A 20,577-nucleotide genomic window follows, 5' to 3' on the forward strand; every position below is an offset into this window, starting at 1 on the left:
GAAAATGTCGCAAAAGGCACAGCGCGCAAACGCATGGAAAAGATGGCACCGCGCCGAGGCGCGGGAACAATGGAATAAGGTGACGCGTGCGGCGTTTGCGTTGAAACAGGAGAGTGACATGACCCGCACGGATACGAACGAAGCGAACCGCAGCGACGAAGACGCGCGGCACCTTGACACGCTGGACCGCGACCTCGGGCGCTTTTCCACGCTGGAACGATCGACCGCCTATGCCGGGCGTTCGATCATTGCGCCGGGCATTGCCTTTGTCTTTATCGTTCTGGCCGGTTTGCTGGCGGCTGTGTTTTTTGGACAGACCGGCAATGGCCTGATCGTCGTCATGGCAGCGGCCTTTGGCGCCTATATGGCCATCAATATCGGCGCGAATGATGTCGCCAACAATATGGGACCGGCGGTTGGCGCGAATGCGCTGACCATGGGCGGTGCCATCACCATCGCCATCGTGTTCGAAAGCGCGGGCGCGCTGATCGCTGGCGGCGATGTGGTCTCGACGATCGCCAAGGGCATCGTTGCCCCCGAAGCGATGGCGTCGAATGCAACATTCATGTGGGCGATGATGGCGGCGCTGTTGTCCTCGGCTTTGTGGGTCAATCTGGCGACCTGGGTCGGTGCACCGGTCTCGACCACGCATTCGGTTGTCGGTGGCGTGATGGGTGCGGGGATCGCGGCGGCGGGCTTTGCGGTCGTGAACTGGCCCACGATGGGCGCGATTGCGGCAAGCTGGGTGATTTCGCCGCTGCTGGGCGGTCTGATCGCGGCAGGTTTTCTGTGGTTCATCAAGGCACGCATCATCTACCGCGACGACAAGATTGCCGCCGCCCGCGTCTGGGTGCCGGTCTTGGTCGGCATCATGGGCGGCGTGTTCTCGACCTATCTGGCGCTGAAGGGGCTGAAGCAACTGGTCAATCTGTCCATGGGGCAGGCGCTGATGATCGGTGCCCTGATCGGTTTGCTTGTCTGGGCGATCATGATCCCGGTCGTGCGTCGCCAATCAAAGGGCCTGAGCAACCGCAACAAGTCGCTCAAGGTGCTGTTTGGCATTCCGCTGATCGTATCGGCTGCGCTGCTTAGCTTTGCCCATGGTGCCAATGACGTTGCCAATGCGGTCGGACCGCTTGCCGCCATCGTCCATGCCGCGCAGTCGGGCAGTCATGAGGGTGCGGTGGGCATTCCGTTCTGGGTGATGCTGATCGGCGCCTTCGGCATTTCCTTCGGCCTGTTCCTGTTTGGACCCAAGCTGATCCGTATGGTGGGCAACCAGATTACCAAGCTGAACCCGATGCGCGCCTATTGCGTGGCGCTGTCGGCGGCGATGACGGTCATCGTGGCAAGCTGGCTGGGGCTGCCGGTCAGCTCGACCCATATTGCGGTCGGTGGTGTCTTTGGTGTCGGCTTTTTCCGCGAATGGGACAGTGCGCGGCGGATGCGCAAGGCCCGTCAGTCCATCGACAAGCCCGAGATTGCCCCTGATGAGCGCCGCCGCCGCAAGCTGGTGCGCCGGTCGCATTTCATGACGATCATTGCGGCCTGGATCGTGACGGTGCCCGCCGCGGCCATCCTGTCGGCGGTAATCTTTCTGATCCTTAACGCTGTTGCGGGCTAGACCGCTGCTCTGGGGTGACAGCACCCGCCGCCCGCCGTATATCTGGGGCGAAATTATCGGGTGAACTTGATGCAGATCGAACAGACCGGCCTTTCCGGCGCATTGATCGTGACCCCGGCTCGCCATGGCGATGACCGGGGTTTCTTTTCGGAAAGCTGGAATCGCAAAACCCTGAGAGAGGCAGGCGTTGATCTGCCGGAATTCGTGCAGGATAACCATTCCCTGTCGCGCAAACAGTGCACGCTGCGCGGTCTGCATTACCAAGCGCCGCCCCACGCGCAGGGCAAGCTGGTGCGCTGCGGCAGGGGCAGTCTGTTCGACGTGGCCGTGGACGCACGGCGTGGCAGCCCGACCTTTGGCCGCTGGTTCGGCACGGAACTGTCCTTTGAAAACGGCCGCCAACTCTGGGTGCCTGCCGGATTCCTGCATGGTTTTGTCACGCTGGAGCCGGATACCGAGGTCGTCTATAAATGCACCGATCACTATGACCGGGACAGTGACAGCGGTGTCCACTGGGATTCGGTTGGGGTCGAATGGGCGGTAAGTGATCCGGTCCTGTCTGACAAGGACCGCAGCGCACCCGCCTTTGCCGATTGGCAATCGCCCTTTGAATTCGGGGAATACTGATGAAGATCCTGATCACCGGCGGGGCCGGGTTTATCGGCTCTGCGGTAGTGCGGCTGGCTGTGGAACGTGGGCACGAGGTCGTCAATCTGGACGCGCTGACCTATGCCGCCAATCTGGCCAATGTGGCCGCTGTGTCAGACAGCAATCTCTACAGCTTTGAACAGGCCGATATCCGCGACCGCGAGCAGTTGGACCGGGTGCTGGCGACACATAACCCCGACGTGGTCATGCATCTGGCCGCCGAAAGCCACGTGGATCGTTCAATTGACGGGCCCGGAGCCTTTATCGAGACGAACATTCTGGGTACCTACAACCTGTTAGAGGCCGCGCGCGCGAACTGGATTGCCCGTGGCAAGCCAGAGGGATTTCGTTTCCATCATATCTCGACCGACGAGGTCTTTGGTTCGCTGGGTGACACCGGGCAATTCACCGAAGACACGCCCTATGATCCGCGCAGCCCCTATTCGGCCAGCAAGGCGGGCTCTGATCATCTGGTCCGCGCATGGCACGAAACCTACGGTCTGCCGGTGGTGCTGACCAATTGCTCGAACAATTATGGCCCCTACCACTTTCCCGAAAAGCTGGTGCCCGTGGTCATCCTCAAGGCGCTCGCGGGCGAGCAGATCCCGGTTTACGGCGACGGCGGCAATGTCCGCGACTGGCTTTATGTAGAAGATCACGCCGACGCGCTTTTGCTGGTTGCGCAGAAGGGCGAAACCGGACGCAGCTATAATATCGGGGGCGAGAACGAGGCCACGAATATCGATCTTGTACGGCTGATCTGCGCCCATATGGACGAGTTAAACCCCGCTGGCGCACCCCATGACCGGCTGATCACCTTCGTCACCGATCGCCCCGGCCATGACCGCCGATACGCCATCGACCCGACGCGGATCCGCGATGAGTTGGGCTGGCGGCCCTCGGTCACGGTCGAAGAGGGGCTGCGCCGCACGGTCGAATGGTATCTGGCCAACCGGGACTGGTGGCAGCCGCTGTTGTCGCGTGACGGCGTTGGCACGCGGCTGGGGGGCGGCTGATGGATGGGTTGCTGGTCTTTGGCCGGACGGGCCAGGTCGCACAGGAACTGGCGCGGCTTGCGCCGGGTGCGATCTTCATGGGCCGCGATCAGGCAGATCTGACCGATCCGGCAGCCTGTGGCCGGATCATCGCGCAGACCGACTGCCGCGCGGTGATCAACGCCGCAGCCTACACTGCAGTCGACAAGGCCGAAACAGATGCCGACACCGCCCGGCTGGTCAATGCCGAGGCACCCGCCGCAATGGCCCAGGCTGCCGCGACCAAGGGCGTGCCCTTCCTGCATGTCTCGACCGATTATGTCTTTGACGGATCTGGCGATCTGCCCCGCGATACCGACGCGCCAACCGCGCCGCTTGGCGTCTACGGCGCGACCAAGCTGGCCGGCGAACAAGGCGTCGAAGCTGCCGGTGGGCAATGGGCGATCATGCGCACATCCTGGGTGTTTTCGTCGCATGGCGCGAATTTCGTAAAAACGATGCTGCGGCTCGGCGCCGAGCGTGACCACCTGACCATCGTTGCCGACCAGATCGGCGGGCCGACGCCTGCGCGCGATATCGCCGCGGCTTTGCTGGTTATGGCCGGTCAGATGATCGCTGATCCGGCCAAGGGCGGGCTCTATCACTTTGCCGGCGCACCGGATGCAAGCTGGGCCGATTTCGCGCGTGAGATATTTGATCAGCGCGGGCTGAACTGCGAGGTCGTCGATATTCCCAGCAGCGACTATCCGACCCCGGCCAGACGACCACTGAATTCACGGCTGGATTGCAGCCGGATCAGCAAGGACTTTGGCATCGCGCGCCCCGATTGGCGCGCCGGGCTGGCACAGGTTCTGACCAATGTGAAGGAAAGTTCATGACCAAGCGCAAGGGCATCATTCTGGCAGGCGGCTCTGGCACGCGGCTGTATCCGATCACCATGGGCGTGTCGAAACAACTGCTGCCCATCTATGACAAACCGATGATCTTTTATCCGATCTCGGTTCTGATGCTGGCCGGCATCCGCGAGATTGCCATCATCACCACGCCCGACGATCAGGCCCAGTTCCAGCGTCTGCTGGGGGACGGATCGCAATGGGGGCTGCAGTTCGAATGGATCATCCAGCCCAGCCCCGACGGTCTGGCGCAGGCATATCTGCTGACGCGCGACTTTCTGGACGGCGCACCCTCGGCCATGGTGCTGGGCGACAATATCTTTTTCGGTCATGGCCTCAGCGAAGCGCTGGTCAATGCGGACGCCAACACGGTGGGCGGCACGGTCTTTGGCTATCGCGTCGTCGATCCTGAACGCTACGGTGTTGTCGATTTCGGTCCGGATGGGCAGGTCAGGTCGATCATTGAAAAGCCAAGCGTTCCTGCGTCGAACTACGCGGTGACGGGGCTGTATTTCCTGGATGGGACAGCGCCGGACCGGGCCGCGTCGATTACACCGTCGGACCGGGGTGAACTGGAAATCACGACGCTGCTGGAAAGCTATCTGGCCGATGGGCAATTGGTGGTCGAGCGGATGGGCCGCGGTTATGCGTGGCTGGATACCGGCACCCATGGCAGCCTTCTGGACGCGGGTAATCTGGTGCGCACGCTGGAACGCCGTCAGGGTTTGCAGACCGGCTGCCCCGAGGAAATCGCCTTTGACAAGGGGTGGATCGACGCGCAGCAGCTTGCCCTCCGCGCCGAGATGTTCGCCAAGAACGAATATGGGGCCTATCTGCAGCGGTTGCTAGCCGAACACGCCGATACCAGCCGCAACTGACCCCTCAGGACGGGCGTCGCAGCCGCCCCGTCAACGCCGCCGCCTTAAGGGCCAGATCCCCGTCCCGCGTTTGCCGGTAAAGGCCAAGCCTGTGCAACTTGCGCAGCGCCGCCGGCCCTGAATCCTGCAGCATCGCCGCAAACCGTTGCAGGATCGCGCGGTTCTCGGATGTCAGCAGATGTGACAGCGCCGCGAGCGCATCGGCATGTGTCGCCAGCCAGCCGCCATATTCGCCCTGCATCAGCATCGTCATGCGACGCAATCTGCCGCGCGGGGTATCATTTCGGCCCATGACATTATGGTCGTGCTGGCGATACAGCAGGCCCGGCTCGGCATCAAAGAGGATCGTCCCGCCGGCGCCGGTGACCAACTGATAGCTCCACCAGTCATGGGCTGGCAGATCACGCGCCAAAGCCTCTGTCAGCCCTTGCTTGAGCAATGTCGCAGCTTGTGGGTTCAGAACGCTGGTATTGCCAGGCGTACAAGCCTGCACCAGCGCATTTCGCCAACCATGCGGGCGGGCAAACAGTCGCGATGGCTTGCGGTTTTCCAGCTCCGCATCGCAGATCAATGTCCGTGCGCAATAAAGCGTCGGTGACACTTGGCCTGACAGGTGCGACATCGCCCGCGACATCTTGTGCGGCAGCCAGACATCGTCCTGATCCGAAAACGCGATTGCTGCGCCCGCGGGTGCAGCCCCGATCAGATGCAGGAAATTTTGCGTGGCCCCGCGACCGGGCCCGTCGATCAGCCTGACCCGATCCGACCCCATTCGATCACGAAAGGCGCTGCAGATTACCCGGCTGTCATCAACAGAGCCATCATCGGATATGATCAACCGCCAGTCGGTCAGGTCCTGCGCGACAATACTGTCCAACTGGGCGGCGAGGTGCTTGCCGCCGTTGAAACTGGCCAGAAGGATGGTAACGGGCGGATGATCGGGCATGGCCATGACGTCAGGAATGATGCCGTCCCTAGCCTGTTTCCGCCATGATTGGCAATCAGTCCGGGACGGGATCGCGTTGATGCGTTTTCACAGCCCCGATAGCACGTCTCCCTGTCGCCGCCCGTGATTTGCCGTCCGATTGGCGTCTGCCAACTGCCGATTGACTGGACTGTGCAGTGATGGTGCAGAACTGCGATCATCCATCGGTCAGGGCCAGATCCTCGATCAGAACATCATGCGCATCTGCCCCCGCCACCCTGACGGCTGCCGCCTTCAGCGATGCGCGCAACTTTTCCAGCTTTGCATCGGCGGTATAGTTTCCACTAAAGCCACCTGTGTTTGCATGCACGATCAGACTGCGCAGCAATGCGTCACGCAGCCTGTGTTCCTGCGCCTCGATGCCGGGCTTTGCGGCCTCACTGGTTTCGATGGTCAGGGTCAGTACCATGATCCGATCAACCTCTCCGCGCCGAACGATGGGCACGAAGAACTGGTTGGGAAAGCTGAACCATGCGGCTGTCCCGTCATGCGCACTGGCGTTATCGCCGCCGTGGTCGTCCTTTTCAGCCTCTGCAAGACCCGCCACTTTGCCGCCCTCGGCGTCGGAGTGGCTTTCGGTATCGCTCTCGGCGGCGGGCTTCTCTGGGGCCATGAGGCTGCCGGTGGCCGTCCCCGCGACCAATGCGATCAGCGGGATCATCCAGATCAGGAGTTTCTTGATCACGATCATGTCTCCTTAGTAGGGCAGAATGATATCGGCGATTTGCTGGCCATAACGGGGCTGCTGCACATCGGTGATCTGGCCACGTCCGCCATATGACACGCGCGCGCCTGCGATGCGGTCATACGCGATCTCGTTGCGGGCGCTGACATCCGAGGGGCGCACAAAGCCGCTGACCGTCAGTTCGCGCAACTCGAAATTCACCCGGACTTCCTGGCTGCCCTCGATATGGAGAACGCCGTTTGGCAGGGTATCAAGAACGGTTGCTGCGACACGCAGAGTCAGTTTGTCGCGACGCGAAATGTTGCCCTCGCCAGAATAGTTCGTACTGGACTTGGCATCGACCAGATCGGCCATGCTGGCGCCTTCGGGCAAGCGCGGATCGATCCGCTGCGGCAGCCCGGCAAAGGACGGAATGCCGACCTTGTCGCCGGCGCGGCGCGAGCGTTCGGAACTGTTCGAGATCTCGGCGCGGTCGTCGATCTCGATCACCACTGTCAGAATGTCGCCGCGTGCCGTTGCCCGCCGATCAGCCACCAACGAGGCCGCCTGCCCTGACCAAAGCGACGCGGCTGCCTCGGGCCGGCCCGACGTGACAGGCATGACCAGCGGCGGTTCGGTCATGGCGACGAATTCTGCACTTTGTCGCACGGGGGTGATTTCGGGAGCGCGCCCGACATTTGCCGCGCGGCTACATGCCGACAGAGCCAGCAGAAGAAGAAGGATTGAAGCGGTTTTCATGGAAGTTCTTTCCTTAGCGCGAGATTCGCAAAGTGCCGTCGGCGTTGATCAAGGCGCTGACGGTCTGACGTGAGCCGAGATTCATCACAGGGATCACATCGCCCGCCGCACCTTCGGCCAAGGCGCGGCCGCTGGTCTCGATGCTCAGCGTGCCCTGGCTGAAGATCAGGGGAACGACCTGATTGCGCGATATCAGCCGATGCGCCCGCAGTTGCACGGTGTTGATCGGTCGACCGGAATAGATCGTGATGCGGGTCTGCAGGCCAATCAGCGCTTCGGCCTGAGCCACATCGCTGTCGGGTGCCAGGACCAGATCGCCGGGTGTGATCACCGTGCCCGCGGGCAGGGTGCGGCTGGCACTGATCGGGGCCGCATGGGCGACAAGCGGCCCGGCGATCAGCGCGAAAATCAGAAATAACTGGCGCATCATCAGCGCACCTGCGCCGTAGCGCTCATCATCTGGTCGGCGGCGGTGATGACCTTGGCGTTCAACTCATAGCCGCGCTGCGCCTTGATCAGATCGGTGATTTCGCGAACGGCATCGACAGAGCTTTCTTCCAGATAGCCTTGGCGCAATGTACCCAGCCCGTCCTGGCCCGGCGTCGCGATGGCCGGCGCGCCGGACGCAACGGTTTCGAGGAACAGGTTAGAGCCGATCGCCTCCAGCCCCTTGTCATTGGTGAAATTCGCCAGCGTGAACTGACCCAGAATTTCCGGTTCTGTCTGTCCGGTGAAATAGCCATAGACCTCGCCTGCCGCATTGATGCTGATCGAATGGGCGTCGTCGGGGATGACGACCTCGGGGGCGACGGCATGGCCGTCCGAGGTGACGATCAGACCGTCTGCCGACCGCTTCAGCCCGCCATCGCGGGTATAGGCAGAGATGCCCGACGGCAGCACGATCTCTAGATATCCATCGCCTTCGATGGCGACGTCCAGATCGCCGCCCGTCGCCGTCAGCGATCCCTGTTGCAGGGTGACCGAGACTGCGGTTGGCCGAACGCCAAGGCCCAGTTGCACACCTGCAGGGATGACCGTGCCATCCGAGGCGGTGACGCTGCCGGGGCGCGTGGCCTGCTGATAATGAAGATCGGCGAATTCCGCGCGGCGCGCGTTGTAGCCGGTGGTCGACATGTTGGCGAGGTTGTTCGAGATCACCTCGACGCGGGTCTGTTGCGCGCTCATGCCGGTGGCGGCGATTTGCAAAGCTCTCATGGTGTGGCCTTTCAGCGGGTCATGGCGGTGATGGTTGATCGGATGCGCTGATCTTCGCGGTCCAGAAAGGACTGGCCCATTTCATAGGCGCGTTGGACCTCGATCATGCGGCTGATTTCGAAAACCGGATCGACATTGGATTCTTCCAGAAATCCTTGTCGGACGCTGGGTTGTTCGGCAGGCTGAATTTCGCCCTGATAGGCAAAGACGGTGCCTCCTTCATGGGTCAGGTCGGCGTCTTCGGGCGCCACGAACACGCCGACGCGGGCGAACGGTGTGCCATTGGCGGACATGGTGCCATCGGCGCCGATTGCCAGATTGCTGGCCCCGGCGGGAACCAGGATAGGGGCCTCGCCCTCATCCAGCACACGGTGGCCATCGGCGGTCATCAATTCGCCCTCTGCCGAGGGGATAAAGGCGCCAGCGCGCGTCAATCGGTTGCCCTCGGGTGTCTCGACCATAAAGAAACCTTCGCCTTCGATGGCCATATCAAAGGTGCCGTTTGTCTGCGTCAGAACGGCCTGGCGCAAATCGAGCAAACGGCCGCGCGCATCGGCCATCGACAATCCCTCGCCCTGACGATTCAGCCGGGTCAGATGCTCGGCAAAGATCACGCCTTCACGGCGAAAACCTGTGGTATTGGCGTTGGCGATGTTGTTGGCGACGACGCGCATTTCGCGCATCAGCCCGGATTGCCGCGTCAGGGCCGCGTAGATGCCGTTATCCATCGGCTCAGCCTCCGGCAATCAGGGGGATGATCTGTCCGACATAGAAATCGGAAAGCGCGGTGGTCATGAAGCTCATCGTGACCCAGAAAACGGCCAGCATCAGCCCGACCTTGGGCACAAAGGTGATGGTCATTTCCTGAACCGAGGTCAGGGCCTGAAACAGCCCGATTACCACCCCCGCAACCAGTGCGACAGCCAGCATCGGGGCCGAGATGCGTACCGCGACCAGCAGGGCCTGACGCATCATATCGAAAAGGATCAGTTCGTTCATGATATGGCCTCAGACAGGCATCCGCAGGATTTCCTGATAGGCCTCGACCACCTTGTCGCGGATGGCGACCACGGTTTGCAGCGCCAGTTCCGTCTCGGCCAGCGATTGCACCAGTTGATGCGTCTCGACCTGCCCGGTCATGGCGCCGGTCCCAACGGTGTCCGCCTGTTCCATGACGCCGCGAAAATCATGCACCATGCCGGCGAAATCGGGGCCGTTGGTCGGCGCCTGCGTGGCGCCGTCAAGCGGGGCGATGGCGTTGCGGGCTGCGGTATAGGCCTGACTGGCCTGAGTGGGGGTAATCATCTGAAATCCTTTCAGCGGCGAAGAATATCGAGCAGCGTCGACGTCATCTGACGGCTCTGCTCGAACATGCGAAGATTGGCCTCATAGCTGCGGCTGGCTTCGCGCGAATCGGCCATCTCGATGACCAGATCCACGTTCGAGCCCTCGTAATAGCCATTCTGGTCGGCCATCGGATGCGCGGGGTCGAAGATCTGCGGCAGCTTGGTGCGATCCAGGATCGCCCGCGAGGCCGCGACCTCGCCGGTCGGGCGCCCGAAATCAGCGACCTGTTCAAAGCTGACCAGTTTGCGCCGATAGCCCGGCGTATCGACATTGGCGATATTTTCCGAAACATGGCGCAGCCGGTCGGCCTGTGCCTTCATCCCGGATGCGGCCAGGCGCAGAGCAGAGATCGTTTCTGTCATGAGATCACCTTAGGCCCGCCGGCCAATGCTGGTCCGCATGATGTCGAGCGCCGAGCGATAGATGCCGACGGACAGCTCATGCTGGCCCCGCAGCTCTGCCGTCTTGATCATCTCAGCCTCGATCGAGACGCTGTTGCCGTTTGGCGAGGGCTGTGCGTCATCGACAGTGACGCGCGCGGTGCCAGAGGACCAGAACGGCGTCGTCAGGTGCCGGGGATTGGTGCCGCGCAGCCCGTTGTCACCCTGGCCGCCGCGATAGGATTCGCCGAACGGCGTCACATCGCGTGCCGCGAAGCCCGGCGTATCTGCATTGGCGATATTGCGCGCGACAACCTTTTGCCGCTGCGCTGCGTGATCGGTCATGGCGCGAGCCATCTGGACCAGTTCTATTCGTTCAAACACCGAGGTTTCTCCTCTGTTCCGATAACCCGGTCTTAACCCCAATAGGTTTAGAAACCGTTTCAGCGAGGCCAGACGGCGCCAACCTGGAGAAAGTCGAAGTGAATAAAATTGAATCGATTGTCGCGCGGATGGGGCAGGGCAGCTTTGTCACCCACTATGGCCGCGTCTCTGCCATTCGCGCGGGCGTGGTGGGGCTGTCGGGGTTGGGTGGCCGGGCCTCGGTCGGTGACCGCATCTCGTTGAAGCTGGATCAGCGGCAGATCGCGGGCGAGGTCGTTGCGCTGTCGCAGCGCCAGACTACAGTCCTGGCAGAGGGCAGTATCGAAGGGCTTTCCATCGGTGCCGAGGCGCAGTTGATTGGTGCGCCGGCGATTGCGCCCTGTGACGCCTGGATCGGGCGGATCGTGGATCCGCTGGGGCAACCGCTGGACGGGCGGCCCCTGCCGCGAGGGTCAGAGCCGCGCAGCTATCGTGCCACCGCGCCGTCTGCGGCCGGGCGCAAGCGGCTGGGCGCGAGGCTGAAGACCGGGCTGGCGGTGCTGGACACGATGTTGCCGCTGGTGCGCGGGCAGCGGATGGGGCTGTTCGCGGGTTCGGGTGTGGGCAAGTCGACCCTGCTGTCGTCACTGGCGCGCGGGATCGAGGCGGATGTCGTTGTCATCGCCATGATCGGCGAGCGAGGGCGCGAATTGCGCGAGTTCGTCGAAGAAACCCTGGGTCCCGACGGAATGAAGCGCGCGATCATCGTAACGGCCACCTCTGATCAATCGCCCCTGATGCGCCGACGCTGTGCCTGGGCCGCCATGTCGGTGGCCGAGCATTTTCGCGATCAGGGTCGCCATGTGCTGTTCCTTGCGGACTCGATCACCCGTTTTGCCGAGGCGCATCGCGAGATCGCGCTATCTGCTGGCGAAAGCGCCAGTGATCGCGGCTTTCCGCCATCGACCGCCAATATGATCATGGCGCTGGCGGAACGTGCGGGGCCCGGTCCTGACGGTGCGGGCGACATCACGGGTATTTTCAGCGTACTGGTCGCGGGTTCCGATATGGAGGAACCCATCGCGGATATCCTGCGCGGCGTTCTGGACGGGCATGTCGTGCTGGACCGCGCGATTGCCGAACGTGGACGATTTCCAGCCATCGACGTGGTGCGATCCGTTTCGCGTTCCCTGCCGGCGGCTGCCAGCGTCAAGGAGAACCGGCAGATTGCGCATGCACGGGCAGCCTTGGGGGCATATGCCGAGTCCGAATTGATGATCCGTGCCGGCCTCTATTCGCCCGGCACCGACCCAAAGCTGGACGAAGCGGTAAAGCTTTATCCACGTCTGGACGATTTCATTACGCTACGTCGCGATAGCGTCGCGGACAGCTTTTCGGCTTTGGGCGAGGCATTGACAGTTGCGGGGCGGGGCGGGTTGGCGCGTTCGTGAGCATGTCTGTGCAACTCTCTGGCGCGATAGCGGTTAATCATTGTTAGCCCCGTCGGGCTGACCATTGCGGCGGGTGACGAGAATTGCAACTGTCCGCCGGTTTCAAAAGGGAAGGCGCATGGCGATAACCGAATATTTCATCCGCTATCTGCAGCGGCGTGATGAGATTGGCGAAGAAGATCTTTCGCGACTTAGGTCCATCAAGACCGACCATGTCAGTTTTGCGCCCGGAGAGGTGATCGTGCCCGCAGAGCGGATTGCGCGCCGCAGTTGCATGATGCTGCAAGGCATGTCAGCGCGCTCGCATCGACTGGTCGGACGCCCCGACGAACGCGTGATCACCGCCGTGCATGTGCCCGGCGATTTTGTCGACCTGCACGGCTTTGTTCTGGCCGGGCTGGAGCATTCTGTCGTGTCGCTTGGTCCGACCGAGATCGAGTTTATCGATCATGACGAACTGATCGACATCACGGAAAGCTTTCCGCATCTGACCCGGCTCTTGTGGATGGCCACGCTGATCGACGCGGCGATCCACCGGCAGTGGCTGGTCGCTGCCGCCTCGCTGCGGTCGAGTGCGCATCTGGCGCATCTGATTTGCGAGATTTATGTCAGGCTGAACGCGGTAGGGGCGGCCCAATCGCATCGCTTCTACTTGCCGCTGCTGCAACGCGAACTGGCTGAAATTCTTGGCTATTCGCCGATCCATATCAACCGTGCGGTCCGCGATCTGCGCGATCGGGGCTATTTGCGCTGGACCGGCAGCGAGGTCGAAATTCTGGATTGGCCCGGGCTTAGCCGGTTGGCGCGCTTTGATCCCACCTATCTGGATATGGAAAAGCACCGGCGCTGAGGCGCAGCACCGGGATCACTGACACAGGCGCCAGCCGCCATTGCGGGCGGCCACGTCCAGATGCAGGTGGTCGTCATGGGCGGCATTGCTGCCGGGGCCCAGAACCGTCGAGAAATACAGGCAAGCGGCGCCGCGCACCGCGCGCTGAAAGGACTCGATCAGATCGCCACTATCCTCGCGCGGCGCCACCGGGATCGGCTCGGCGTCGCGGAACGTGAAACTGGCGATGTCGATGGCGTTTCCATAGGCATGTTCGGAAAGTTTGGCCTCGCCGCCAGTGCCGATCCGGCCACGGCAATCATAGGTGGTTCCCATCTGCAGGCCCGACAGCGATGGCGCGCCGGGCATGCGACCGGCTGCAGGGCGAACGAAATCGCGCAGCCAGAAACCAAGCGCACGTGCCGTGTCGCAGCGCATGTTTGCGCCGCCGGCCAGTGTCACGCCGGGCAGGATATGTGTCACCCGGAGTGGGCGGGAGATGCCGCAATCGCGCTGGTCTGTGTCGGTGATCGCGGGCAATTCCTCATAGACCGTGCCCAGATCATGTAGTGCCAACAGACAGGCCGAATAGTCGAAATCGCTTTCGCGCAGCGTCTGGTGAACTGGCGGCCCCGCAGGTTCTTCGGGTTCTTCGGGTTCAGCCGGGTCAGGGTTTGAGGGGGCTGCAACGGGACCGCCATCGTCAGGCAGGCCATCGGAGGCCGCCTGGGCAGGCGCGGTGTCGTCCTGTTCCTGCAGGCTGGGTCGATCCGCCGGGCGCTCGCCGCCGAGCGGTTCGCTGTCATCCGCCACGGGCGGGCGCTTGCCCTCGGTTACTGCCGGCTTTTCGGGCGGGCGCGTCGCCTCTGCCGTTTCAGATTGCGCCCATGCGCCGCCCATGGGCAGCATCAGTGCGGCAACCAGCGCGGCGAGGCGGATCATTCCTGACCGGCCTCGGGCAAGGGCAGCGGCGCGCTGTCCGACAGGGCATTCGACAAGGCATCGGACAACGCATCCGAGATCGCCTGATCCTCTTCTGGGGTGCTCAGGGTCCGGGCCTCTGATTCAGTCGTGTCTTCGTGAACCGCATCGGGCAGTGGCGCGGTCGCCGCCGCTGGCAAGTCAGAGGTCGCCGGGGCGGGCAGCGTCGTGGTCGTCACTGCGGGCGTCGTTGCGTCATTGGCGGGCAGAGGCTCTGCCACCGTGGCTGCCGTATCCGTCGCCGGCGAGGTGGTCGGCGTTGCTGTCGTCGCGGGTTCAGCCGTGACCGCCGTGGCAGCAGCCGTGCTGGCGACGGCCTCTGGTGTTTCGGGTGATGTCGCGCCGGTCACTTCGGCGATGGTTGTTCCGGGTTGCAGAAACTCGACCGTGGTGACGCCGGGCTTGACCATGTTCGCCAATTCGCGCGCGTCCCAATTGGTCAACCTGACGCAGCCATTGGACTGATTGACGAACAGCCGCGATGGCGTCGGGGTGCCGTGAATGCCATAGGTCGGCTTGGACAGATCGATCCAGACGTTGCCCACGGGACCATTCGGTCCCGGCGGGATCGTCAACACCTTGTCGTTCTCGCCCTGCTTGAAATTGACCTTGGGGTTATAGGTGTAGTTCGGATCAAAGGCGATGGTCACGACCGTGTGGTTGCCCGACGGCGATGGCGTCGCATCCGAGCCGACCGTCGCGGGATAATCGACAACCATATCGCCGTTGGCGTCATATCCGGCAACGCGGCGGGTTGCCTTGTCGATGATGATGCGCGTGACCTCGGCCTTGATCGGCTTGGATGGGGCGGTGACCTTGATCGTTGAACCGGGCACAAGTGCAACGCCGGGGTTCAGAAAGGCGATGAACTTGTCATCCATGTGAAACCGTTCGCCCAGTTTTTCGGCGACGCTGGTATAGGCCAGCGTGCTCATCTGGGCCTTTTCCGCGTAGTCGACCGGGATCGCGTCGACCAGACCCTCGGCATCGGCCTGCGTGATCGTATAGTCCTGCGTGACGGGGGTCGCTGCATAGGGTTGCAGCAAGTTCCAGACACTCGGATCCATGATGCCGTCCACGGGCAGACCGGCACGCCGTTCAAAGGCCCTGATGGCGCTTTCGCTCATCCCGCCCTTGTAGCCGTCAATCACCCCCGGTGAGGTCCCCGAGCGGTCCAGCAGAATCTGGATTTTGGCAGTCAGCGCTGATCGCCCGGACGCGAGATCGCCTGCCGTATAGGTTGCGCCGTCTATCTGGGCTGCCGAAAAGCTGTCGGCGGCCTGTTGTTGCGCAATGGCGGTGCTGGCAAGCAGGGCGGGCAGAAGGCTGAGGCAAAGAGTCGCGAAAATGGGGGCGCGGCGCAGGGGCATGTAAATCTCCGGTCTTGGCGAAAAATCAACATCCGCCTTTCCGCACCGTTGCGCCAGTGGTCATGTTATAAATTTTTGGTCAACGGGCCGTTCTTCGCGCTCGTCCCCCGTTTCCGGGCCGCAATTAAGCTAATGCGCCCCGGTCAGTTCTGTTCGTCATAGACCATGCGATGACCCACGGGGAAATATTGGCGCGAAAAGGCCAGCGGAATGGCGTCGGCCCATTCTGTCCGCTCGATCGTCAGTAGCACTGTGCCGGGCGTGACACCCATCGCCTCGGCGCAAGGGGCGCTGACGCACGCCGCCAGAATCGCCACCCGAAAGCGAGTCGCTTGGGCGTTATGGGCAAGAAATTCGCCAGCCGAGCTTTTGACCAGATCCGAGTCCTTCAGCCCGGTCATCCGCTCGCGGTTCAGCCAGGTCTCTTCGGCGCAGTAGACCGCCCTATCGGCCAGATACAGCGCGCTGACATGGCTGACCGGGTCGCCATCGCGCAGTTTCAGGATCCGTGCGGTTTCATGGTCGGCGCCCTCGTGATCAAGCTGCAGCAACTTGTAGCCATATTCGGCGCCGGTAGCGCGGATTTCGCTGCGCAGCGGCGAAATTTCGCGGCTGGCGCCGAGACTCAGCCTTTGGTTGACCCGCGTGCCAAGCCGGCGGCGGCGTTCGACGATACCGCTTTCGGCAAGGTCGCGCATGGCGCGGTTGACCGTCGCCCTTGCGCAGCCCCAGTCGACCGCCAATTGCATTTCGGCAGGCACCAGGCTGCCAGGCGGCCATTCACCCGAACGGATACGTCCAAGGATCTGGTCGCGAATGGCCTGCCAGGTGTTGCCACGGTGCCCCGAAGGCGGGGCTTGGGTGCCGCGCAGGCGCGCGGCGGCGCTTTCGGGTAAGCGACTTATGGTTGAAAGTTCTCTCGTCATATCCGCGCTTTATTAGTGTCACGTGGGTGCCTTCTGCACGGAAACGGACCGCGCGGCTACGCGGATCGAACCAATTTGTTTAGTTATTGTAAATATGTACCTATGGACAGGCGCAGCCAAAACGCGATTTCCATGCAGAAGCACTGCTGGTAGAGAATCCCCGACTATACGCAGTTTTGGCGGATCTTCGATGAGTGTCACACAAGGGCAACAAGGCCGGAAGGCCAGTGGGACCGCTTGGCTGGTGCTGTGTTCGATCAGTCTGTGTCACCTGATCAACGACGTGATGCAGTCGACGCTGGCATCGATCTATCCGCTGCTGCAGGCAGAGTTTTCGCTAAGCTACGCGCAGATCGGGCTGCTGACCGCAGGCTTTCAGATTACCGCGTCGCTTTTGCAGCCCGTCGTGGGTGCGGTAACGGACCGTCATCCCCAGCCGCGTTCATTGCCGCTGGGAATGGCCTCGACCATGGTCGGGGTCGTGTTGCTGGGTACGGCGCAGCAATATGGAATGTTGCTGGCAGGGGCCATGCTGATCGGGATCGGTTCGGCCGTGTTCCATCCCGAAAGCTCGCGCGTTGCGCGGATTGCATCCGGCGGGCGCTTTGGCACTGCGCAGTCACTGTTTCAGCTGGGCGGCAATTTCGGGCAGTCGATGGGCCCGCTGCTGGCTGCCTTTGTGGTGGTGCCGCTTGGCCGGCCCGCGGTGGCCTGGTTTGCGGTTGCCGCGGCCCTTGGTTTGGCAATGCTGTGGCGCATCGGTGACTGGGCCGAGGGCCGGCGCCGCGCGAATACGACCATTGCCGATAAGAAGCTGCGTCTGCCGCGACCGGTCGTCACGCGCGCGATCATCGTGCTGGCCATTCTGGTCTTCACCAAGAATATCTATGGTGCCAGCATGAACAGCTATCTTACCTTCTTTGTCATCGATCGCTTTGGCCTCGGTGCGCAGGGTGCACAGATGATCCTGTTTCTTTTTCTGGCCGGGATGGCCGCCGGGGTGATGCTGGGCGGCATCGTTGGGGATCGCATTGGCACATTGCGGGTGATCTGGTTTTCGATCCTCGGCGTGCTGCCCTTTACCCTGCTTCTGCCGCATGTGGGTTTGGTGGCCACCGGTGTGCTGTGTGTTGTCATCGGATTGATCCTGGCCTCGGCCTTCCCCGCCATTATCGTCTTTGCGCAGGAACTGGTGCCGGGGCGCACCGGAACGATTGCCGGGCTGTTCTTTGGCTTTGCCTTCGGGATGGGCGGCATCGCGGCTGCGGTGCTGGGCGTTCTGGCCGATGCGACCAGCATCCGCTTTGTCTTTCTGCTGTGTTCGGCGCTGCCGGTTCTGGGCTGCCTGACCATCCTGCTGCCACGCATCCCACAGCTTGAACCCGGCGCCACATGATCGCAGCCGGGCAGTTCTTTCACATCAGTCCCGACTGGTGCGGCGAGGAGCGGCTGGCCCAGATCTTTCGCCAGAACGGTTATCAGGTGCTGGGTCACGAAAAGGGGGCGCTGGCCGCAGATATCCTGATGGCGCATGCGCAGGGCAGTCGTCCCCTGCAGGACCATTCCGGCATAACCTTGTTCACGGGGTTGCACCGCGTCGACAGTTTCTGGCGTCCGCCACTCGAGGCTTGGCGCGCATTCGCCTTTCTTGATCAGCAGTTTCCGCAGGCCAGGTTCATTCTGACCACGCGTGATCCCGATGGCTGGATGCTGGATCGCATGACCCGCGATGGTGGCGTGATTGCGCGCTGCTATGCCCACCATCTTGACCAACCCGAAGAGGCGCTGCTGCGCATCTGGCGGCGCGACTGGCTGGACCATCTGGCGGCGGTCGAGGCGTATTTTGGCAGTGATCCCCGCCTGATCCGCGTGGATATCGACCGCGAGACCCCCGCCCAGTTTTGCCAGCGGCTGGACCAGGTGCTGCCTACCCCGCTGGATCAGCGACCCAAGGCGCAGGGCTGGGTGCCAGGGCTCAAACAGTCCCTTGAGCAACAACTGGCCGCGACAATGGACCGGCCCCGCGCAATGCCGCCATCGGACGATCCAGAACTTGCCGAGGATATCGCCGCCTATTGCCTCAAGGGTGTCGCGCCCGAAGGTGGGACGCTGAACGGCGTTTCGGGGCTGTACTGCGTCTGGGATGGTGATGAAAGCGTCGTGAACCGCGACGGCCGGGCGCTGCCCTATGCCATCGGGACACCGCCTGGCGGCGGCGGTCTGGTTGCGATGCTTCAACCCAATCCCGATTTCAAACGCGCCCGCGCAGAAGGTGTCATCAACGATATCCTGCGCCTTGGCCGCAGCGATCCGGTGCGGATCGACATGCAGGATGCCCGCCGGATGGGACTGCCAGACGGTCCGTCGCTAGGTGTGCCGGTGCTTTGTTATAACCGCCGCGAAGCTGCGCGAAACGTGGTGCTGTGGCCCTTGCCAGGACTGCATGAGATCGGCGCGCCGGGCCAGCCGCAGGCGGAATGCGGCGATCATATCCCCTTTGACGCCAAGCAGGACCGGCTGGTCTGGCGCGGCCATATCTCTGGCTCGGCGGTGCCCCACGACCAGTTCGGACGGCAGCCCTCGCATCAGATATTGGACCAGTTGCGCGATGCGGGTGATGATCATGCGGCGCAGATGGCGGCGTTCGAGCGGCTGTGCGATGTGCCACGCTTTGCCTTTATACGGCGCTGGATGGATCACCCGGATTTTGACATCGGTCTGGTCATCGCCTGGCGCTATCGCGATCTGGCCAGCCATCCACTGCTGGCGCCGTTCACAAGGCCGCGCGTCGGGGCGGACTATTTCCAGCGTTTCCGTTATCAATTGACGCTGGCCGGCTATGACCACGGCTCGAATTTCATCGGCGCGATCAACAGCCAGTCGGTGCTGCTGAAAGAGGAGGACGGATGGGAGGTATATTATCTGGGCCGCTTCAAGCCGTGGCAGCACTATATTCCCGTGCAGTTGCATTGCCTCGATCTAGAGGACAAGCTGGCCTGGGCCCGCGCCAACCCCGAACGTTGCAAGCAGATGTCGGCGGCTGCGCGGGCCGAAGTTGTGCGTCTGGCCAATCCCGCCGCGCGGCGCGCCTTTTTGGGCCATATCCTGGACGGGTTGGCCACAGCAGGAAGATAAGATGACCACGATCACCGCGACCCCCATCACCGCCGAAGCCTTTGCCCCGTTTGGCGAGTTGCTGACACCGCGCGAGCGGGCAGACAAGATGATCAATGCCGGCCGCTGCGGTCGCCATCATGCGCTGGCCACGGTCGAACGCGGCGGCGGCGAGGCGATCATCTCGATCTTTCGGTCAGAGCCCGTCAGCCTGCCATATGACTGCGCGCTGCTGGAGCGCCATCCGCTTGGCTCGCAGGCGTTCATGCCGCTTGGCCCCGACCCCTGGCTGTCGGTCGTCGCAACGGACGACGGGGGCAAGCCCGGCGAACCGCTGGCCTTTCTCGTGCCGGCGGGGATGGGCGTGAACCTGCGCGCGGGCATCTGGCACGGGGTGCTGACGCCGCTGGACCGTGCAGGCGATTTTCTGGTCGTGGATCGCGAAGGGACAGGCGTCAATCTGGAAGAGGTCGCCATCGCCCCGGTGACCATCACCGCATGACCGGGCCTGATTTCAGCTTTGAGGCCGCGGCAATTGCCCGCGGTGCGCGCCACGTCGCTGGTGTGGACGAGGTCGGACGCGGCCCGTTGGCAGGGCCGGTGACGGCGGCTGCGGTGGTGCTGGATCCGGAGAATATCCCCGAAGGGCTGAACGATTCAAAGAAACTGAACGCCGCCCGGCGCGAGGCTCTGGCTGTGTGGGTGATGGCAAATTGCGACTGGTCGGTTGCCCATGTGGACGTCGACGAAATCGACCGGATGAACATCTATCACGCGTCGCATCTGGCGATGTGCCGTGCGGTGGCGGGGCTGCGCGCGGCCCCCTGTCATGTGCTGGTCGACGGCAATCGTGTGCCGCGCGATCTGGCCGTGCCGTCCGAGCCGGTGCTCAAGGGCGACGCCCGTTGTCTGACGATTGCGGCGGCCTCTATCGTCGCCAAGGTGTTGCGCGATCGCATCATGGAGGATTTGGCGCAACAATACCCCGGATATGGCTGGGAGGCGAATGCAGGCTATCCGACGCCCGCCCATAAAAAGGCGCTGCTAGATATCGGGGTCACCCCACATCATAGACGCAGCTTTAAGCCCGTCCACAATATCTTGTGTCGAGATGAAATCGCAAGTGATTGATTCAAAAAAGAAATTGACGGCGAA

The 20,577-nt window shown here is 62.6% G+C and carries 24 protein-coding genes; 11 read left to right on the plus strand and 13 right to left on the minus strand.

The genetic code is table 11. From position 1 onward, the window contains the following. Positions 1–118 precede the first annotated feature (118 nt). The 5 genes from CUV01_RS09590 (at position 119) to rfbA (ending at position 5,038) form a co-directional block, all read left to right on the plus strand. Positions 119–1,624 (plus strand): inorganic phosphate transporter, encoded by a 1,506-nt coding sequence (locus tag CUV01_RS09590; protein ID WP_101461996.1) that lies wholly within the window; start codon positions 119–121, stop codon positions 1,622–1,624. A 69-nt stretch (positions 1,625–1,693) separates the two neighbouring features. Then, positions 1,694–2,251 (plus strand): dTDP-4-dehydrorhamnose 3,5-epimerase, encoded by a 558-nt coding sequence (rfbC, locus tag CUV01_RS09595; RefSeq protein ID WP_101460274.1) that lies wholly within the window; start codon positions 1,694–1,696, stop codon positions 2,249–2,251. Further along, the gene (gene rfbB / locus CUV01_RS09600; RefSeq protein ID WP_101460275.1) at positions 2,251–3,288 is read left to right on the plus strand and encodes a dTDP-glucose 4,6-dehydratase; all 1,038 of its coding nucleotides are present in this window, start codon (positions 2,251–2,253) and stop codon (positions 3,286–3,288) included. The genes rfbC and rfbB overlap by 1 nt, the downstream gene beginning before the upstream one ends. Beyond that, on the plus strand, positions 3,288–4,145 hold the full coding sequence (gene rfbD / locus CUV01_RS09605) for a dTDP-4-dehydrorhamnose reductase (protein WP_101460276.1): 858 nt from the start codon (positions 3,288–3,290) through the stop codon (positions 4,143–4,145). Before rfbB ends, rfbD begins: the two co-directional genes overlap by 1 nt. After that, positions 4,142–5,038 (plus strand): glucose-1-phosphate thymidylyltransferase RfbA, encoded by an 897-nt coding sequence (gene rfbA, locus CUV01_RS09610; protein WP_101460277.1) that lies wholly within the window; start codon positions 4,142–4,144, stop codon positions 5,036–5,038. The genes rfbD and rfbA overlap by 4 nt, the downstream gene beginning before the upstream one ends. A 4-nt stretch (positions 5,039–5,042) precedes the next feature. Here the strand turns inward: rfbA and CUV01_RS09615 are convergent, their stop codons facing one another. The 10 genes from CUV01_RS09615 to CUV01_RS09660 all read right to left on the minus strand — a co-directional run bounded on the left by CUV01_RS09615 (position 5,043) and on the right by CUV01_RS09660 (position 10,772). Further along, complete coding sequence (locus tag CUV01_RS09615) at positions 5,043–5,990, minus strand: glycosyltransferase (protein WP_101460278.1); 948 nt, start codon at positions 5,988–5,990, stop codon at positions 5,043–5,045. A gap of 190 nt (positions 5,991–6,180) precedes the next feature. Then, positions 6,181–6,708: a flagellar basal body-associated FliL family protein gene (locus tag CUV01_RS09620; RefSeq protein WP_157994829.1), complete on the minus strand. Its 528-nt coding sequence runs from the start codon at positions 6,706–6,708 to the stop codon at positions 6,181–6,183. 12 nt (positions 6,709–6,720) lie between these two features. Continuing rightward, positions 6,721–7,446 (minus strand): flagellar basal body L-ring protein FlgH, encoded by a 726-nt coding sequence (gene flgH / locus CUV01_RS09625; RefSeq protein ID WP_101460280.1) that lies wholly within the window; start codon positions 7,444–7,446, stop codon positions 6,721–6,723. A gap of 13 nt (positions 7,447–7,459) precedes the next feature. Next, positions 7,460–7,876, minus strand: a complete 417-nt coding sequence (flgA, locus tag CUV01_RS09630; RefSeq protein ID WP_101460281.1) for a flagellar basal body P-ring formation chaperone FlgA — start codon at positions 7,874–7,876, stop codon at positions 7,460–7,462. After that, a complete protein-coding gene (gene flgG, locus CUV01_RS09635; protein WP_101460282.1) occupies positions 7,876–8,661 on the minus strand; it encodes a flagellar basal-body rod protein FlgG in 786 nt (261 codons plus the stop codon). The genes flgA and flgG overlap by 1 nt, the downstream gene beginning before the upstream one ends. 11 nt (positions 8,662–8,672) lie before the next feature. Next, on the minus strand, positions 8,673–9,389 hold the full coding sequence (locus CUV01_RS09640) for a flagellar hook-basal body complex protein (RefSeq protein WP_101460283.1): 717 nt from the start codon (positions 9,387–9,389) through the stop codon (positions 8,673–8,675). 4 nt (positions 9,390–9,393) lie between these two features. Beyond that, positions 9,394–9,660, minus strand: coding sequence for a flagellar biosynthetic protein FliQ (locus tag CUV01_RS09645; protein ID WP_101460284.1), 267 nt, complete (start codon positions 9,658–9,660; stop codon positions 9,394–9,396). A 9-nt stretch (positions 9,661–9,669) separates the two neighbouring features. Next, on the minus strand, positions 9,670–9,966 hold the full coding sequence (gene fliE, locus CUV01_RS09650) for a flagellar hook-basal body complex protein FliE (RefSeq protein ID WP_101460285.1): 297 nt from the start codon (positions 9,964–9,966) through the stop codon (positions 9,670–9,672). 11 nt (positions 9,967–9,977) lie between these two features. After that, positions 9,978–10,370 carry a flagellar basal body rod protein FlgC gene (flgC, locus tag CUV01_RS09655; protein ID WP_101460286.1) on the minus strand — a complete coding sequence of 131 codons (393 nt, stop codon included), beginning with the start codon at positions 10,368–10,370 and terminating at the stop codon, positions 9,978–9,980. 9 nt (positions 10,371–10,379) lie between these two features. Further along, positions 10,380–10,772 (minus strand): FlgB family protein, encoded by a 393-nt coding sequence (locus CUV01_RS09660; protein WP_101460287.1) that lies wholly within the window; start codon positions 10,770–10,772, stop codon positions 10,380–10,382. Positions 10,773–10,900: 128 nt separating this feature from the next. Between CUV01_RS09660 and CUV01_RS09665 the strand changes: the two genes are divergently transcribed. After that, complete coding sequence (locus CUV01_RS09665; protein ID WP_232962719.1) at positions 10,901–12,202, plus strand: FliI/YscN family ATPase; 1,302 nt, start codon at positions 10,901–10,903, stop codon at positions 12,200–12,202. Positions 12,203–12,320: 118 nt separating this feature from the next. Then, a complete protein-coding gene (locus CUV01_RS09670) occupies positions 12,321–13,052 on the plus strand; it encodes a Crp/Fnr family transcriptional regulator (protein WP_101460288.1) in 732 nt (243 codons plus the stop codon). A 15-nt stretch (positions 13,053–13,067) separates the two neighbouring features. Here the strand turns inward: CUV01_RS09670 and CUV01_RS09675 are convergent, their stop codons facing one another. The 3 genes from CUV01_RS09675 to CUV01_RS09685 all read right to left on the minus strand — a co-directional run bounded on the left by CUV01_RS09675 (position 13,068) and on the right by CUV01_RS09685 (position 16,308). Next, a complete protein-coding gene (locus CUV01_RS09675) occupies positions 13,068–13,973 on the minus strand; it encodes an extensin-like domain-containing protein (protein WP_232962181.1) in 906 nt (301 codons plus the stop codon). Further along, positions 13,970–15,382 carry a L,D-transpeptidase family protein gene (locus CUV01_RS09680; protein WP_101460289.1) on the minus strand — a complete coding sequence of 471 codons (1,413 nt, stop codon included), beginning with the start codon at positions 15,380–15,382 and terminating at the stop codon, positions 13,970–13,972. Before CUV01_RS09680 ends, CUV01_RS09675 begins: the two co-directional genes overlap by 4 nt. Before the next feature lie 143 nt (positions 15,383–15,525). Then, on the minus strand, positions 15,526–16,308 hold the full coding sequence (locus tag CUV01_RS09685; protein ID WP_101460290.1) for a GntR family transcriptional regulator: 783 nt from the start codon (positions 16,306–16,308) through the stop codon (positions 15,526–15,528). Positions 16,309–16,498: 190 nt separating this feature from the next. On the opposite strand from CUV01_RS09685, the gene CUV01_RS09690 reads away from it, so the two are divergent. The 4 genes from CUV01_RS09690 to CUV01_RS09705 are packed head-to-tail and all read left to right on the plus strand — an operon-like array spanning position 16,499 to position 20,553. Further along, the gene (locus CUV01_RS09690) at positions 16,499–17,704 is read left to right on the plus strand and encodes an MFS transporter (protein WP_101460291.1); all 1,206 of its coding nucleotides are present in this window, start codon (positions 16,499–16,501) and stop codon (positions 17,702–17,704) included. Continuing rightward, positions 17,701–19,443: a glycosyl transferase family 90 gene (locus tag CUV01_RS09695; protein ID WP_101460292.1), complete on the plus strand. Its 1,743-nt coding sequence runs from the start codon at positions 17,701–17,703 to the stop codon at positions 19,441–19,443. The genes CUV01_RS09690 and CUV01_RS09695 overlap by 4 nt, the downstream gene beginning before the upstream one ends. Before the next feature lies 1 nt (position 19,444). Further along, complete coding sequence (locus CUV01_RS09700) at positions 19,445–19,924, plus strand: ureidoglycolate lyase (RefSeq protein ID WP_101460293.1); 480 nt, start codon at positions 19,445–19,447, stop codon at positions 19,922–19,924. Then, positions 19,921–20,553, plus strand: a complete 633-nt coding sequence (locus CUV01_RS09705) for a ribonuclease HII (RefSeq protein WP_101460294.1) — start codon at positions 19,921–19,923, stop codon at positions 20,551–20,553. Before CUV01_RS09700 ends, CUV01_RS09705 begins: the two co-directional genes overlap by 4 nt. The last annotated feature ends 24 nt before the right edge of the window (positions 20,554–20,577 follow it).

The sequence above is a fragment of the Paracoccus tegillarcae genome, assembly GCF_002847305.1.
GTDB lineage: Bacteria > Pseudomonadota > Alphaproteobacteria > Rhodobacterales > Rhodobacteraceae > Paracoccus > Paracoccus tegillarcae.